The sequence below is a fragment of the Kitasatospora sp. MAP5-34 genome, from assembly GCF_029894335.1.
Lineage (GTDB): Bacteria > Actinomycetota > Actinomycetes > Streptomycetales > Streptomycetaceae > Kitasatospora.
In genome coordinates this window covers 262,950-277,764 of record NZ_JARXZC010000002.1, presented here as the reverse complement: position 1 = coordinate 277,764, position 14,815 = coordinate 262,950, and the positions used below count along the sequence as shown (strand labels likewise).

At 73.0% G+C, this 14,815-nt stretch carries 11 protein-coding genes; 2 read left to right on the top strand and 9 right to left on the bottom strand.

Going from position 1 to position 14,815, the window contains the following annotated elements:
* Positions 1-61: 61 nt before the first annotated feature.
* The 9 genes from P3T29_RS03220 to P3T29_RS03180 all read right to left on the bottom strand — a co-directional run bounded on the left by P3T29_RS03220 (position 62) and on the right by P3T29_RS03180 (position 12,514).
* A complete protein-coding gene (locus P3T29_RS03220; protein WP_280714678.1) occupies positions 62-3,133 on the bottom strand; it encodes a bifunctional [glutamine synthetase] adenylyltransferase/[glutamine synthetase]-adenylyl-L-tyrosine phosphorylase in 3,072 nt (1,023 codons plus the stop codon).
* A gap of 93 nt (positions 3,134-3,226) precedes the next feature.
* The gene (locus tag P3T29_RS03215) at positions 3,227-4,360 is read right to left on the bottom strand and encodes an FAD-dependent monooxygenase (protein WP_280714677.1); all 1,134 of its coding nucleotides are present in this window, start codon (positions 4,358-4,360) and stop codon (positions 3,227-3,229) included.
* Positions 4,361-4,417: 57 nt separating this feature from the next.
* Entirely contained in the window at positions 4,418-5,023 is a 606-nt protein-coding gene (locus P3T29_RS03210) for an ATP/GTP-binding protein (protein WP_280714676.1), read from the bottom strand.
* A gap of 20 nt (positions 5,024-5,043) precedes the next feature.
* Positions 5,044-5,406, bottom strand: coding sequence for a DUF742 domain-containing protein (locus P3T29_RS03205; RefSeq protein WP_280714774.1), 363 nt, complete (start codon positions 5,404-5,406; stop codon positions 5,044-5,046).
* 62 nt (positions 5,407-5,468) lie between these two features.
* Entirely contained in the window at positions 5,469-5,903 is a 435-nt protein-coding gene (locus tag P3T29_RS03200; protein WP_280714675.1) for a roadblock/LC7 domain-containing protein, read from the bottom strand.
* Positions 5,900-8,335: a nitrate- and nitrite sensing domain-containing protein gene (locus tag P3T29_RS03195; protein WP_280714674.1), complete on the bottom strand. Its 2,436-nt coding sequence runs from the start codon at positions 8,333-8,335 to the stop codon at positions 5,900-5,902. Before P3T29_RS03195 ends, P3T29_RS03200 begins: the two co-directional genes overlap by 4 nt.
* Positions 8,336-8,744: 409 nt before the next feature.
* Positions 8,745-10,259, bottom strand: coding sequence for a pyridoxal-dependent decarboxylase (locus tag P3T29_RS03190; protein ID WP_280714673.1), 1,515 nt, complete (start codon positions 10,257-10,259; stop codon positions 8,745-8,747).
* The gene (locus tag P3T29_RS03185; protein ID WP_280714672.1) at positions 10,256-11,716 is read right to left on the bottom strand and encodes a diaminobutyrate--2-oxoglutarate transaminase; all 1,461 of its coding nucleotides are present in this window, start codon (positions 11,714-11,716) and stop codon (positions 10,256-10,258) included. Before P3T29_RS03185 ends, P3T29_RS03190 begins: the two co-directional genes overlap by 4 nt.
* 117 nt (positions 11,717-11,833) lie before the next feature.
* The gene (locus P3T29_RS03180) at positions 11,834-12,514 is read right to left on the bottom strand and encodes a pyridoxamine 5'-phosphate oxidase family protein (RefSeq protein ID WP_280714671.1); all 681 of its coding nucleotides are present in this window, start codon (positions 12,512-12,514) and stop codon (positions 11,834-11,836) included.
* A gap of 484 nt (positions 12,515-12,998) precedes the next feature.
* On the opposite strand from P3T29_RS03180, the gene P3T29_RS03175 reads away from it, so the two are divergent.
* The gene (locus P3T29_RS03175; protein ID WP_280714670.1) at positions 12,999-14,396 is read left to right on the top strand and encodes a SidA/IucD/PvdA family monooxygenase; all 1,398 of its coding nucleotides are present in this window, start codon (positions 12,999-13,001) and stop codon (positions 14,394-14,396) included.
* Positions 14,397-14,426: 30 nt separating this feature from the next.
* Positions 14,427-14,777, top strand: a complete 351-nt coding sequence (locus tag P3T29_RS03170; RefSeq protein WP_280714669.1) for a cupin domain-containing protein — start codon at positions 14,427-14,429, stop codon at positions 14,775-14,777.
* Positions 14,778-14,815 lie beyond the last annotated feature (38 nt).

Genomic DNA, 14,815 nt, shown 5'->3' with positions numbered 1-14,815 from the left:
CATAATCCGGGCCGTGATCAGGGCCGTGATCCGGCGTGATCAGGGCCGTGATCCGGCGTGATCAGGGGCCGTAGAACAGCCGCTCCACCACCGCGCGGGCCCGGCGGGTGGTCCGGCGGTAGTCGTCCACCAGCTCGCCCGAGTGCCCGGCGCCGTAACCGAGGTAGCGCGCCACTCCGGCGAGTTCGCGGGCGTCGCCGGGGAAGCTGTCTCCCGGGCGGCCGCGCACCAGCATCACCGCGCTGCGCACCCGGGAGGCCAACTGCCAGGCCGCGTCCAGCACGGCCGCGTCCTCCGCCGTCACCAACCCGGCCTCGGTGGCGGCCGCCAGCGCGGCCCTGGTCCTGGTGGTGCGCAGCGCGGGCAGTTCGTGCCCGTGCTGGAGCTGGAGCAGCTGGACCGTCCACTCGATGTCGGCGAGGCCGCCCCGGCCGATCTTGGTGTGGGTGGTCGGGTCGGCCCCGCGCGGCAGCCGCTCCCTCTCGACCCGGGCCTTTATCCGGCGGATCTCGATCAGGTCCTTCTCGGGCACCCCGGTCCCCGGGTAGCGCAGCGGGTCGATCACGGCGCGGAACCGCTCGCCCAGCTCGGCGTCGCCCGCCACCGGCTCGGCGCGCAGCAGCGCCTGGCTCTCCCAGACGTGCGACCAGCGGCGGTAGTACGCCTGGTACGAGGCGAGGGTGCGCACCAGCGGGCCCTGCCTGCCCTCCGGGCGCAGGTCGGCGTCGATCAGCAGCGGCGGCTCGGGCGAGGGCGCGGAGAGCAGGGTGCGCAGCCGGTTGCAGACGGCCTGGGCGGCGCGGGCGGCGTCGTGTTCGAGCGAGCCGAGCACCGGCTCGTGGACGAAGAGCACGTCCGCGTCGGAGCCGTAGCAGAGCTCGCGGCCGCCGAACCGGCCCATCGCGATCACCGACAGCCGGGTGGGCAGCTCGCCGTGCTCGCTCTCCCAGGCGGCGACGCAGGCCCTCAGCGCGCCCTGCAGGGTGGCCGCGTTGAGGGCGGTCAGGGCCTCCCCCGCCGTGTCCAGGGCGGTGCCCGGGTCGTCCCCGAGCCGGCCGAGCACGTCGGCGGCGGCGGTCCGGAACAGCTCCCGGCGGCGTACCGAGCGGGCGGCGGCGACCCCGGCCTCGGCGGACCCGGCCCGGCCGACGGCGGACAGTATCTCCTGCTCCAGCGCGGCCCGCCCGCGCGGGACGAGGCCGTTCGGGTCGCCGAGCATGGCGACCGCCTCCGGCGCGCGGAGCAGCAGGTCGGGGGCGAGCCGCCCGGCGGAGAGCACCCGGGCGAGCTGTTCGGCGGCGGCGCTCTCGTCGCGCAGCAGCCGCAGGTACCAGGGGGTGCGGCCGAGCGCGTCGGAGACCTGGCGGAAGCCCAGCAGCCCGGCATCCGGGTCGGCCGAGTCGGCGAACCAGCCGAGCAGCACCGGCAGCAGGGTCCGCTGGATGGCGGCCTTGCGGCTGACGCCGGAGGCGAGCGCGGTCAGGTGGCGCAGGGCGTTGGCCGGGTCGGCGTAGCCGAGGGCCTCCAGGCGCGCCATGGCGGCCTGCGGGCTGAGCCTGGTGTCGGGCAGCGGCAGCTCGGCGACGGCGTCCAGCAGCGGGCGGTAGAACAGCTTCTCGTGCAGCCGCCGGACCTCGACGGCGTGCCGCTTCCACTCCCGTTGCAGCGCGGCCACCGGGTCGGCCCGGGTGTCGTCGTTGATCAGCTCGGTGAGGGAGCGGGCCAGCCGGCGCTGGTCGGCGTCCTCGCGGGGCATCAGGTGGGTGCGGCGCAGCCGGTGCAGCTGGATGCGGTGTTCCAGGCTGCGCAGGAAGCGGTAGGCGGCGTCGAGCGAGTTGGCGTCGGCGCGGCCGACGTAACCGCCGTCGCGGAGCGCGGCGAGCGCTTCGAGGGTGTTGCCGCTGCGCAGGCTGTCGTCGGTGCGGCCGTGCACCAGCTGGAGCATCTGGACGGCGAACTCGACGTCGCGCAGCCCGCCGGGCCCGAGTTTGAGCTGCCGGTCGAGCTCGGTGGCCGGGATGGCGTCGACCACCCGGCGGCGCATCTGCTGCACGTCGGTGACGAAGTTCTCCCGCTCGGCGGCCTGCCAGACCAGCGGCGCGGTGGCCTCGGTGTACGCGGCGCCGAGTTCGGCGTCGCCCGCCACCGGACGGGCCTTCAGCAGCGCCTGGAACTCCCAGGTCTTGGCCCAGCGCTGGTAGTACGCGAGGTGGCTGGCGAGGGTGCGGACCAGCGGCCCGTTCCGGCCCTCGGGGCGGAGGTTGGCGTCCACCGGCCAGATCGTGCCCTCGCCGGTGGTGTCGGAGCACAGCCGCATCATCCGGGCGGCGAGCCGGGTGGCGGCCTGCATCGCCCGGTGCTCCTCGACGCCCTCGCGGGCCTCGGCGACGAAGATCACGTCCACGTCGGAGACGTAGTTGAGCTCCCGTCCGCCGCACTTGCCCATGGCGATCACCGCCAACCGGCAGAGCCCGGCCGCCTCCGGGTCCTCGCCGGCGGCGAGGTCGAGGGCGGTCTGCAGGGTGGCGCCCGCCAGGTCGGCGAGCTCGGCGGCGGTCTGCGGCAGGTCGGTGGTGCCGCTGAGGTCGCGGGCGGCGATGGCCAGCAGGCAGCGCCGGTAGGCGACCCGCAGCGCGTCGGCCTTGTCCCCGCCGCCGTTCCCGCCGCCGTTCCCGCCGCCGTTCCCGCCGCCGTTCCCGCCGCCGTTCCGGAAGACCCGGTCGGAGAGCTGACGGCGGAAGTCCTCCGGGCCGGGGTGGATGTCACGCACCTCGAAGGTGACCAGGGCGTGCCAGTGCCTGGGGTACCGGGCGAGGTGGTCGCCGAGCGCGGCGGAGGCGCCGAGGACGCCGAGCAGGCGGTCACGGAGCGGTTTGGAGCTGGTCAGGGTGTCCCGCAGGGTGTGCCGCTCGGGCTCGTCGAGGGCCTCCAGCAGCCGGGCCAGGCCGAGCAGTGCGAGGTCGGGGTCGGCGGTGGCCCCGAGGGCGTCCAGCAGGACGGGGTCGGTGGCCAGCCCGTGCAGCCCGGGGCCGTCCAGCAGGCGTACGGCCGCCTCCGGGTCGGTGAAGCTGCGCCGGACGAGCCGTATCTCCAGCCGACTGGTCCGGTTACCGGTCCGTTCCTCCACTGCCATCGCCCCTCCGCCGGCCGAGAGCGCGTGTTCCGCCCTCTCAGCAGGTTACGTGCCCGGTCCATAGGGCGCCCTCAGGCCGCAGGCGGAACCAGGTCAGTACGGCTGCACCAGGACGTGCGCCGCACCCGGGATGCCGGTCCTGAGCAGCTCGTCGTCCTCGGGAGTGGTGGGCGTGCCCGTCTCCTGCTTGAGGACGGCCCGCGACATGCTCTGGACCCACATCGCGCGGGGGCGGCGGCGGGTCTCCCAGGCCGCCAGCGCGGCGGGCACGCTCGGCTCGGCGTCCAGGGTGAGCGCGAGGACGAGGGCGTCCTCGACCGCCATCGCGGCGCCCTGAGCGAGGTGCGGGGTGCTCGCATGGGCCGCGTCACCCGCCAGCACCACCCGCCCGACGTGCCAGGGCTCCTCGACGGTGACCTGGGAGATCCGCGAGTACACCACGGCCGCCGGATCGGTGACCTCGGTGAGCGCCTCGGCCACCGGACCGCCGAAGTCGGCCAGCCGCTCGGCCAGTTGCTCGTGCGCCCGCTCCGGATCCGGCCGGAAGTCCTCGGCCTCGGCGAAGACCGCGCCGAGGTACATCAACTCGTCGGTGATCGGGGTGAGCAGCGCCTTGGCCGCCCGGTTGCCCGCGCTCATCAGCACGCCGCCCACCTCGGGCGCACGCGGCACGGTGACCCGCCAGTTGGCGAATCCGGTGTACTCGGGGGCGTACCTGTCCCCGTACAGGCGGCGGCGCAGCGGCGAGCCGATGCCGTCGAAGCCGATCACCAGGTCCCAGCGGCCGGTGGAGCCGTCGGAGAGGGTGACCTCGACGCCCGCGCCGTCGTCCGTCAGCTCGGTGATCGTGCTGCCGAAGCGGATCACGGCCCCGGCCGCCGTGGCCGCCCGGGCGAGCAACTTGGCCAGGGCCGGGCGCGGTATCCCGTTGTTCGAGGGCACGTCACCCATCCGGGGCTGCGGGATCTTGGCGAGGACGGCCCCCGCCGGGTCGCAGATGGTCAGCGCGTCCCACACGAAACCGGCCGCCAGACAGTCGTCCAGGACACCGATCTCGCGCATGACGTGCAGCGCGTTGGAGGGCTGGATGATCCCGACACCGAGGGCGTCCAGCTCCTCGCACAGCTCGGCGACCTCGACCAGGTGACCGCGTCCGGCGAGGGCGGTCGCGAGAGTCAGGCCCCCGATGCCGCCGCCGTGGATCAGGGCGCGCAGAGGTGATGCCATGTCAGTTTCTCCTGGTCGTACGGGTGTTCAGCGCACTGGTGTTCAGCCGACTCGTGTTCAGCCGACGGGGACGGGCTGGAGAACCGGAAGGTTCATCAGGTGGTCGACCAGCGCGAGCAGTACGTCACGCCCGAACGGCCGCTCCCGTACGTCACCGACCAGCATCGGCACCTGCGGGTCGAGGTCGAGCGCGGCCCGGATCTCGGCCGGCGAGCGGGTGTTGATCCCGTGGAAGCAGTTGATCGCCACCACGAACGGGATGTCCCGGCTCTCGAAGAAGTCGATCGAGGCGAAGCTGCTCTCCAGCCGCCGGGTGTCGGCGATCACCACACCGCCGAGCGCGCCGTTCACCAGGTCGTTCCACATGAACCAGAATCGCTCCTGGCCCGGCGTGCCGAAGAGGTACACCACCAGCTCCGGACTGACCGTGATCCGGCCGAAGTCCAGGGCCACCGTGGTGGTGTCCTTCTCGTCCACCCCGGAGAGGTCGTCGACTCCGACGCTCGCCCTGGTCAGGTACTCCTCGGTACGCAGCGGCGTGACCTCGCTGACCGCGCCCACCAGGGTGGTCTTGCCGACACCGAAACCGCCGGCGATCAGGATCTTGACGGCGGCGGGGGCAGCGGCGGCCACCTGGCTGCCGGTCGTGGGCCTGTCTGTCATCGGACTGCTTGTCATCTGGCTCAGAGTCTCCGGAGTCCTTCGCGAACGGCCTTCAGCAGGCCGAGGTCTGCGCCACCGGCCGCGCGGGCCACCGACAGCGGGGCACGGGCGAGCAGCAGCCCCTGGGCCACCAGGTCGCCGAGCAGGATCTTGGTCACCGAGACCGGCAGGTCGAGGTCGGCGGCGATCTCGGCCACGGCGGCGGGCTGGCGGCAGCGGTCCAGGATGACGCGGTGCTCCGGCTGGAGCCCGCGCCCGCCCGGCCGGTAGGGCCTGCCGTACTCGTCCAGCTCCTGCTGGGTGGTCGTCAGCACGGTGATGAGGGTGAGGTCGTCCCGCTCCGGGGCGGTCCGGCCCCGGGTGATGGTGTACGGGCGGACCATCGTCCCGGCGCCGTCCGCGCCCTCGCCGTGCTCGTCCTCGTCCTCGTCGGCCCAGTACGGGGTCACCCGCGGCCGCCCCGGGCTGCGAAGGCGTCGAAGTCGCCACGGACCGGAGCGCTCAGCTTCTGGCCGACCTGCTGCACCAGGTTGTGCATCGCCAGCGACATCACCTCGGCGTCGACCTCCTGCGAGGCGACCACGGCCAGGTGCGTGCCCTGACCCGCCGAGGTGATGAAGAGCCAGAGCTCGGCCAGCTCGACGATCACCTGGTGCACCGAACCGCCGTCGAAGAGCTGTCCGACGCCGCGCGCCAGGCTCTGCTGTCCCGTGGCGATGGCGGCCAGCCGCTCGGCGTCGGAGCGTTCGATGGTGCGGTCGTGGCTGACCACGAGGCCGTCGTCGGAGAGCAGCACGGCGTGCTTGGTCCCGGCGACCGAGTCGACCAATCCGTCCAGCAGCCAGTCGAGGTCCTGGTGGGTGGCGGTTGTGCGCGTCATGACCGGTCTTCCGTCGAAGGGGTGGGGGGTCGGTCCGAGAACTCGTCAGCGGGGGACGGGCTCTGGGCGTCTGGTGGAGCGGGGAGGAACTCGTGCTGCTCGGGCAGGGCGGGGTTCGGCTCGGCCGTCTCCCTGGCCTCGCGTGACCGCCGTTGGAAGGCGCCGATCGCCGCTCCGGCCCGTCGGGGGGCGGGTCGCAGCAGCGGGTTGTCGTCCCAGCGGGGCGGCTTCGGGGCGGTGGTCTGCTCGCCCTCCGGGAGGCGCAGCTCGGCGACCAGGCTGGCCTGCCGGATCCGCTGCGGCAGCGGCGCGTCACCGGTCGGCGCTTCGGCCGACCGCTGCGGCGTGAGGTGCGGCGTGAGCTGGGCCGGGAGCTGGGCTGGGAGCTGGGCTGGGAGCTGGGCTGGGAGTTGTGGCGTGAAGTGTGCGGTGACGCCGGCAAGCGCGCGGCCGCGCGAGCGGGTCGGCAGGGTGCCGCCGAGTTCCAGCGGCTCGATCATCACCGGACGGTCCAGCGCCGGACGGTCCACCACCGGACGCTCCACCCGCTCGGTGGTGACCAGCTCGGCGGGAACGAACAGCACGGCACGGGTGCCGCCGAAGGCGGACGGCCGGAACTCGACCTGCAGGCCGTGGGTGACGGCGAGCCGGGCGATCACGTGGAAGCCGAGCCGGATGTCGTCGGTACGGGCAAGCGCGTCCATCCGGGGCGGACGGACCATCAGCTGGTTCGCCGCCAACAGCTGGTCCTCGTCCATCCCGAGGCCCCGGTCCTCGATCTCGATCGCCAGGCCACGGCCGACCTGCGCGGCCCGCACCTCGACCGGAGTCGGCGGCTTGGAGAAGCTGAGGGCGTTCTCGATCAGCTCGGCGAGCACGTGCGCGACCGGACCGACCACCCGCTCCGACAGCCACGGGCTGCCCTCGACGTCCAGCACGACGCGCCGGTAGTCCTGTACCTCGCCCTGGGCCGCGCGCAGCACGTCGAGCAGCGGGACGGGCTTGCGCCAGCGGCGGTGCGGAGTGCCGCCGGCCAGGATCACCAGGTTCTCCTCGTAGCGCCGCAGCCGGGCGGTGAGGTGGTCGAGGTCGAAGAGGCCGTCCAGCACCTCCGGATCCTCGAAGCGCCGCTCCAACTCGTCGAGCTTCTTGAGCTGCAGGCCGATCAGCAGCTGCGTCCGGCGGGCGATCCGCTGCAACAGCCGCTCGAAGCCACGGTGTTGGTCGGCCTGCCGGACGGCGGCCTGCAGGGCGCTGGTCCTGGCCAGGTTGAGTGCCGTACCGAGGTGGGTCAGTTCGTCGTCGCCGCCGTCATGGGTGCCACGGTCGATGGCACGGGCCTCGGCCTCGAGGTCGACCTGTTCGCCACGCGCGAGCCGCTCGACCACCTCGGGCAGGGCGTGTTCGAGGTCCTGCGCCTGGTCGTGCAGGCCGACGATCCGGCGGCGCAGCGAGCGGGTCAGCCGCCAGGTCGTCACGATCACGGCGATCACGGCGATCAGACCGATCGCACTGGTGAGCAGGATCCGGAGCAGCAGTGAGAGGACCATGCCCTTGCCGGTGGAGACCACTCCAGCGGTGCGGGTCTCGATCAGGCCGACCAGGGACGGGTTGACCTGGTCGACGGCCTGGCGCCACTGGTCTCGGTACGGTCCGAGCGGGACCGCGCCCGAGGCGTCCGGGAGCGCGGGCTGCAGCAGGCTCTGCTCCACGGCCGTCTTGGACTTCCAGGCCGGGCCGTCGGCGAGTTCCCGCCACTTCGCCGCCTCGGCGGGCGGCAGGTACGGGAGCAGCTTGGTGTCGATCAGGAACGACTGTGCGGCGATGGACTGCTGGACCTGCCGCAGGTCGTCGGAGCTCAGCTTCTGGTCGGGCCAGCCGCGCGCCAGCAGCGCGTCCGACCGGGCGATCATCTCCTTGGTCCAGAACAGGTCGACCAGCGGCCGCGAGACCCAGGTGACCTCCCCGTCGTCCACGTGGCTGAGCGCCGTGAACAGCCGCAGGTCCACCGCGATCAGGTCGGTGTAGTAGGTGTATACGGCCGCCTGCCGACTGCTGTCACCCTGGTCGACCTGGGTGCGTTCGGCCGGCAGCTCGGTCATCGCCCGCTGCGCCTCGGACACCGCGTCGCGCACCTCGGCGGGCGCGTGCGAGGCGGCGACCCGGGAGAGCTTCTGGAACCTGCTGATCGCCTGGTCCGTCAACTGCCGCTGATGCTCCAGCGCATCGGCGTCAGCGCTCCGGCCGGCGGTCCCCCTGGCCGCGAGCAGCTCGGCGCTGAGCCGGCGCTCCTCCTGGAGGTTGTAGTACACGATGTTGGACGGCTGACCGGCCTTCTGCGCCAGCAGCCCCTGGGCCGCCTGCCGCTGGAAGGAGTACAGGGTCTGACCAGTGGTCACCGTCCAGAGCACGGCGAGCGCGACACTGGGCACGACCGCGAGGACGACCAGAGCCGTCCGCAGGGTGATCCGGCTCCGCCTGTCCTTGCCCTTGGCCTTCCTGTCCTTGGCCTTCGTGCCGCTGTCTTTCGTACCGCTGTCCTTCGTGCTGCCGCTGTCCGATGCGATCCGCCGGTATCCACGCGTGCGCAGAGCATTCTCCCTGGAGACGGCGACAGTCGGTCATGACCGGCCAGATCTGATAGGAACTTTGACGCGTTGATATTAGTCACACCACACAACAAGCATGAAAACGCCGTCTGCTGTCACAGCGTCGACACCTTGCGGACAACCTGCCGTCAGGCCGTGAGCACCTCAGCTCCCGCCGCCGTCAGGACCCGCCGATGCCCGGCCACCTCCACAGCCGCCCGCCAGCACCCCTCCGCACCACGCCCACCAGCCGCTACCCGGCCTGCTCCGCCTCCTCCGCCTGCCCGGCGGCCACGACGAGCCGCAGCAGCTGCTCGATCCCGGCGGGCGTGGTGTGCGGATTGAGCAGGGTGAGCTTGAGCCGGATCCGGCCGGGGCCCTCCCCCGGCAGCTCGGTGCGGCCGATGACGGCCCGGCCCTCGCGCAGCAGGCGGCGGCGCAGCGCGGCGTTGACCACGTCGACCGCGCGGGGGTCGTCGCGCAGCCCGTCCCGCTGCGGCAGGTACCTGAAGACGGCGGTGGTGAGCACCGGCGCGGTGTGCAGCTCCAGCTGCGGATGAGCGGCGGCGGTGGCCGCCGCGTGCCGGGCGAGGTCGTGGCAGGTGTCCACGAGCCGACCGAGGCCGGACCGGCCCAGGGTGCGCAGGGTGACCGCGATCTTGAAGGCGTCGGCGCGGCGGGTGGTGCGCAGCGACAGCCCCAGCAGGCTGGGGTAGCCGGCCTCCTCGTCGTCGGCCGGGTTCAGGTAGACGGCCCGGCGGGCGAGCGGGGCGTACGTCTGCGCGTCGCGTACCAGGAAGACGCCGGCCGCCGCCGGTTGCCAGCCCAGCTTGTGCCAGTCCAGCGAGACCGAGTCCGCGCGGGCGATCCCGTCCAGCAGCGGGGCGAGCCGGTCGGAGAGCAGCGCCCCGCCGCCGTACGCCGCGTCCACGTGCAGCCAGGCGTGGTTCTCGGCGGCGAGGTCGGCGATCCGGGGCAGCGGGTCGATACCGCCGGTGTCGGTGGTGCCTGCCGTGGCCACCACCGCCACCGGGATCTCGCCCCGGCCGGCCGACTCCCGCAGGGCCACGGCCAGTGCCCCGGCGTCCATCCGCAGGTCGCGGTCGACCGGGACGGCGACCACGGCGTGCTCGCCGAGGCCGAGCAGGGCGGCGGCGCGCTGCACGGAGAAGTGCGCGGCGGCGGAGGCGAAGATCCGTGGCGTCAGGCCCGGTGGCAGGCCGTGCAGTTCGGTCGGACGCCCGCCGGCCCGGCCGAGCGCGTGGTCGCGGGCCAGCATCAGGCCCATCAGGTTGGACTCGGTACCGCCGGAGGTGAGCACCCCGGCCGAGGCCGCCGGGGCGTAGCCGACCAGCGCGGCGAGGTCCTGCAGCAGCAGGGTCTCCAACGCGGTGGCCGCAGGAGCCTGGTCCCAGGAGTCCTGGGAGGGGTTGAGGGCGCTGACCGCGAGGTCGGCGGCGACGGCGAGCGCGAGCGGCGGGCAGTGCAGGTGCGCGGCACAGGACGGGTCCGCCGGGTCGGCGCTGCCGTGGGCGAGCAGGGTGGTGAGCCGGTGCAGCGTCTCCGCACCGCCGCCGGCCGCATGCTCGAGGGTGGTCGCCACCAGGTCGGCGATCTCCTTGGGAGCCCCGGCGGGCAGCGGTCCGCCTCGGCGCGCGGCCCCTTCCGCAAGGCCGTCCAGGACGGTCTCGAGCAGCGGCCGCAGCGCGGCCGGTCCGCCGAGGCCGCCGGACAGCGCGGGAAGCCCGGGCTGGGTGTTCTCGGTCATGCCCGGCCGCCCGCCGTCTCCTTGCTCACCTCAGTGATGGCGTCCGCGAGGCGCTCCAACACCGACTCGACCTGCTCGTCCGTGATGACCAGCGGTGGCAGCAGCCGGACCACGGTGTCGTGGCGGCCGCCGAGTTCGAGGATCAGGCCGCGTTCGAAGCAGGCGGCCCGGACCCGGGCAGCGAACTGCGGAGCGGGCGGCAGCGACCCGCAGCGGTCCGGCTCGCCGGCCGGGTCGACCAGCTCGACGCCGATCATCAGACCCCGGCCCCGGACTTCGCCGATGGCGGGCAGTTCGCCGCGCAGCGCCTCCAGCCGGGCCATGATCCGGGCGCCCACCAGGGCGGCCCGCTCGGCCAGCCCCTCGGTCGCGACGAAGCGCAGGGTCGCGGCGCCGGCCGCCATGGCGAGGGTGTTGCCCCGGAAGGTGCCGGTGTGCGCGCCCGGCTGCCAACCGTCGTACTCGGCGCGGTAGACGACGACCGCGAGCGGCAGGCTGCCACCGATCGCCTTGGACAGCACCATGGCGTCCGGGACGATGCCGCTGTGCTCGACCGCCCACATCGCGCCGGTGCGGCCGACGCCGCTCTGCACCTCGTCCACGATCAGCGGGATGCCGCGCTCGGCGGTGATCCGGCGCATCTCGCGCAGCCAGCCGTCCGGCGCGGGGACGGCTCCGCCCTCGCCCTGTACGGCCTCCAGGATCATCGCGGCCGGTGGCACCACGCCACCTGACGGGTCGTCGAGCAGCCGCTCAGTGTAGGTGGCGGCGAGTCCGGCCCCGGCCTCGCCGCCGACGCCGAACGGGCAGCGGTAGCCGTACGGGTACGGCAGCCGGGTGACCCCGGCGACGGACGGCAGCGGAGCCTTGACGGCGACGTTGCCGGTGGCGGCCAGCGCGCCGGCCGTCATGCCGTGGTAGCCGCCGGTGAAGGCGAGTACGCCGTGGCGGCCGGTGGCGGTCTGCATCAGCTTCAGCGCCGCCTCGACGGCGTCCGTCCCGGCCGGGCCGCAGAAGTGGATCCGGGCGCCGTCCGCGAACTCCTTCGGCAGCGTGTCGAAGAGCGCGCTGGTGAAGTCGTCCTTCTCCGCCGTGGCCAGGTCCAGGACGTGCAGCGGGGCACCGCTGTCCAGGGTCCGCCGGATCGCCTCCAGCACCACGGGGTGGTTGTGGCCCAGCGCCAGCGTGCCCGCGCCGGAGAGGCAGTCCAGGTAGCGGCGGCCGTCGGCACCCTCCACGACCATGCCGTCGGCCCGGACCGGGACGATCGGGAAGGAGCGGGCGTAGGTGCGGGCCGAGGACTCGCGAGCGCGCTGACGGTGCAGGATCGCGTCACCGGGCGTCGCTGTGGCTGTGGCGGCCGTTGTCGCGGTCGCTGTGGCCGCCGTTGTCGCTGTGGCTGCCGCTGCCGTTGTCGCGACTGCGGTGTCGGGGGTGCTGCCGCTGGCAGAGGTCATGGCGAGACTCCGGTGTAGGTCCGGGTGAACAGAACTGGAGCACGGAACGGGAGCACCGCGCCCCCCGGCGGCCCAACGGGCCCGCCAGGGCGCGCGTCCGGGGTTGGCCGGGCGCGGCTAGCCGAGGCGCTGGTGCTCTCGCGCCGTGAGGTGTGCCGGGGCGGCGATGCCCTCGGCGAGCAGCGGGTCGGGCTCGAGGGCGCCCCAGGTGGCGTTCAGCGGGAGCACGCCGGCCCAGACGCCCAGCTCGGCGTCGGGCCCGTCGCCGTCCTCCGGCGGGCCGCTGCGCAGCTTCACCGACGCCTCGTCCAGGGACAGCGCGAGCAGGACGGTGGCCGCGAGTTCCTTGCGGTTGGGCCGGCGGGCGTAGTCCCACTGCCCGGGGGTGATGTGCTCGGTCAGGCTGCGCAGTCCGGCGAGCTTCTCGTCGGGGTCGGTGACGGCGCGCGGCACGCCGTAGACCATGGCGCTGCGGTAGTTGACCCCGTGCTCGAAGACCGAGCGGGACAGCACCAGGCCGTCGACGTGAGTGACCGTCAGACAGACCGTGGCCTGCGGTGATGCGACCAGACTGCGACTGGCGACCGACCCGTGGAAGTACAGCGTGTCCCCCTCGACGCCGTACACGGTCGGCACGACCATGGGGGTGCCGTCGACGACCACGCCGAGGTGGCAGAGGAAGCCGGCTTTCAGCACGGCGTCGAGGTCGGCCCGGCTCGAACTCCCCTGCTCGCTCAGGCGGCGATGGCGGGTGCGTTCCGTCTCGGGCAGGACGAGGCTCGGCGTCTGCTCGGTCATTATCGGTCTCTCTGTCAGTACGGCAGGGCGGGTCCGCTGCCGTGCTCTCGTGCTCTCGTGCACCCGGGGGTGCCGAAGGGGCCGGGAGGCGCCGGTAGGGCATCCACAGTCGCCCCGGCCGCCCACCCCACCCGTCGGTCGACGACGGTGGATGCGAGGTGGCGGTCAGATCCGACACTAGCGATCTTGTCACCTTGTGACCAGAGTTGCCTGTGAATCCGTTGCAAACTGACAGAACGTTAACGGATTACTTGCCAACCGGGCGTTGCGTGAGCAAGAGTGCTTGAACAGCGGCCGTCGATCGACAACCCGTCACCGGTGCTGGATCGGGGCCCCATCGGGAGCTACCCGGACGCTCTGGGCATCCACCTCCGTCCGGGACATCCGCCTCCACCTGCCCCGCCGGCCTTGCTGTCCACCTCGCAACCCGTACGGAGCGCGAGGGCCGACCCATGACTTCATATTCCGGCACGAAAGAGTGGGAATGACGAACGACATGCGCTCCATGGCGGAGCCCCTCGACCTCCTGGGCGTTGGCATCGGGCCGTTCAATCTCTCGCTGGCGGCGATGGCCGACCAAGTCCCTGGTCTGCGGGCGAACTTCTTCGAACGGACCCAGGAGTTTCGCTGGCACCCCGGGCTGATGATTGACGGCACCACCCTCCAGGTCCCGTTCCTCGCCGATCTCGTCAGCCTGGTCGACCCGTCCAGCCCGTGGTCGTTCCTCAGCTATCTCCGGGCCACCGAACGCCTCCTCCCGTTCTACTTCGCCGAGCAACTGCACATCCAGCGCACCGAGTACGACGCCTACTGCCGCTGGGTGAGCCGGGAGCTGCCGCAGTGCCGTTTCGGCCACCAGGTCGACTCGGTCACCTGGGACAAGACCCGGCAGGCCTTCGCCGTCGACTACACCTACGAGGACGCGACCGGCGACGAGGTGGTGGCCGGCCGCGACTACACCCGCAACGTGGTCCTCGGCATCGGGACCGAGCCCGCCGTACCGGCCCCGCTCCGCCATCTCGTCGCGGACAGCGGCACGTCGGCCTTCCACTCGGCCGACTACCTGGCCCGCCGGGAGGAGCTGCTCGCCAAGCCGCACGTCACCGTGATCGGATCGGGCCAGTCCGGCGCCGAGGTCTTCCTGGACCTGCTGCGCTCCCGGCCGGTCGGCGCCGAGGGCCTGCACTGGATCTCCCGCTCCCCCTCCTTCGCCCCCATGGAGTACTCCAAGCTGGGCCTGGAGCAGTTCACCCCGGACTACACCCGCTTCTTCCGCCAACTGCCCGAGCAGACCCGGGACGAGCTGCTGCCGCAGCAGTGGCAGCTGTACAAGGGGATCAGCGCCGAGACGATCGGCGCGATCCACGACGAGCTGTACCGCCGTACCGTGGGCGGCGGTTGGCCGGACGCCGTGCTGCGCCCGGCGACCGCGATCCGCACCGGACGGGCCCGCGACGGCCGGATCGACCTGGAGATCGAGCACGTCCAGCAGGGCGCCACCGAGACGCTGACCACCGACGCCGTCGTACTCGCCACCGGCTACACCGAGCGCCCGGCCGACAGCCTGCTGCACGGGCTCGCCCCGTACCTCGTCCGCGACCACGCGGGCCGGCCGCTGGTCGACGCCGAGTACCGGCTCGTGCTGGACGGACCGGTCAACGGGTCCGTCTTCGTCCAGAACGCCGAGCGGCACACGCACGGAGTCGGGGCGCCGGACCTCGGGCTGGCGGCGTGGCGGTCGGCCGTCATCCTCAACGCTCTGACGGGCCGTCAGATCCACCACCTGCCCGAGCGGACCGCCTTCACCACCTTCGGGGCGCGGACCGCCCCCGGGCCCGGAACCGCCGCAGCGGACGCGGCCCCGTCGGCCGCCCTGCGCTGACCACCTCCCCATCTACCTTACGGAGCAGGCATGTTGATCAGGAAGACGGGCGAGGACCAGCTGGTCGACGCCTACGGCATCCGCTTCCAGCAGATCTACCCGCACGGTGGCGAGGAGCTCGCCCCCTGGGGTGTCGGCCGGGCCGTCGTCGAGCCCGGTGGGGCCACCGAGCCGCACGACCACGAGGACCACGAGATGTTCGTGTTCCTGTCCGGCACGGGCATCCTGACGGTCGACGGCGAGGAGTCCGAGGTCGGCCCCCAGGTCACCGCCCTCCTCCCGGCGGGCAGCCGGCACCACGTGCGGAACGAGAGCGCCACCGAGCGGCTGGTGTTCCTCTCCGTCTACTGGCCGACCGAGCACGGCCCGATCGACCTCTGACCTCCCGCCCTCACATCTGTTCCTTTTTTGCGTTCGTC

Excerpts from the sequence above, each read along its gene's own strand:
- P3T29_RS03205 (WP_280714774.1), bottom strand. The coding sequence starts at position 5,406 with ATGGTCCGCCCGTACACCATCACCCGGGGCCGGACCGCCCCGGAGCGG.
- P3T29_RS03170 (WP_280714669.1), top strand. The coding sequence starts at position 14,427 with ATGTTGATCAGGAAGACGGGCGAGGACCAGCTGGTCGACGCCTACGGC.
- P3T29_RS03175 (WP_280714670.1), top strand. The coding sequence starts at position 12,999 with ATGACGAACGACATGCGCTCCATGGCGGAGCCCCTCGACCTCCTGGGC.
- P3T29_RS03200 (WP_280714675.1), bottom strand. The coding sequence starts at position 5,903 with ATGACGCGCACAACCGCCACCCACCAGGACCTCGACTGGCTGCTGGAC.
- P3T29_RS03215 (WP_280714677.1), bottom strand. The coding sequence starts at position 4,360 with ATGGCATCACCTCTGCGCGCCCTGATCCACGGCGGCGGCATCGGGGGC.
- P3T29_RS03210 (WP_280714676.1), bottom strand. The coding sequence starts at position 5,023 with ATGACAGACAGGCCCACGACCGGCAGCCAGGTGGCCGCCGCTGCCCCC.
- P3T29_RS03220 (WP_280714678.1), bottom strand. The coding sequence starts at position 3,133 with ATGGCAGTGGAGGAACGGACCGGTAACCGGACCAGTCGGCTGGAGATA.
- P3T29_RS03185 (WP_280714672.1), bottom strand. The coding sequence starts at position 11,716 with ATGACCTCTGCCAGCGGCAGCACCCCCGACACCGCAGTCGCGACAACG.
- P3T29_RS03180 (WP_280714671.1), bottom strand. The coding sequence starts at position 12,514 with ATGACCGAGCAGACGCCGAGCCTCGTCCTGCCCGAGACGGAACGCACC.
- P3T29_RS03190 (WP_280714673.1), bottom strand. The coding sequence starts at position 10,259 with ATGACCGAGAACACCCAGCCCGGGCTTCCCGCGCTGTCCGGCGGCCTC.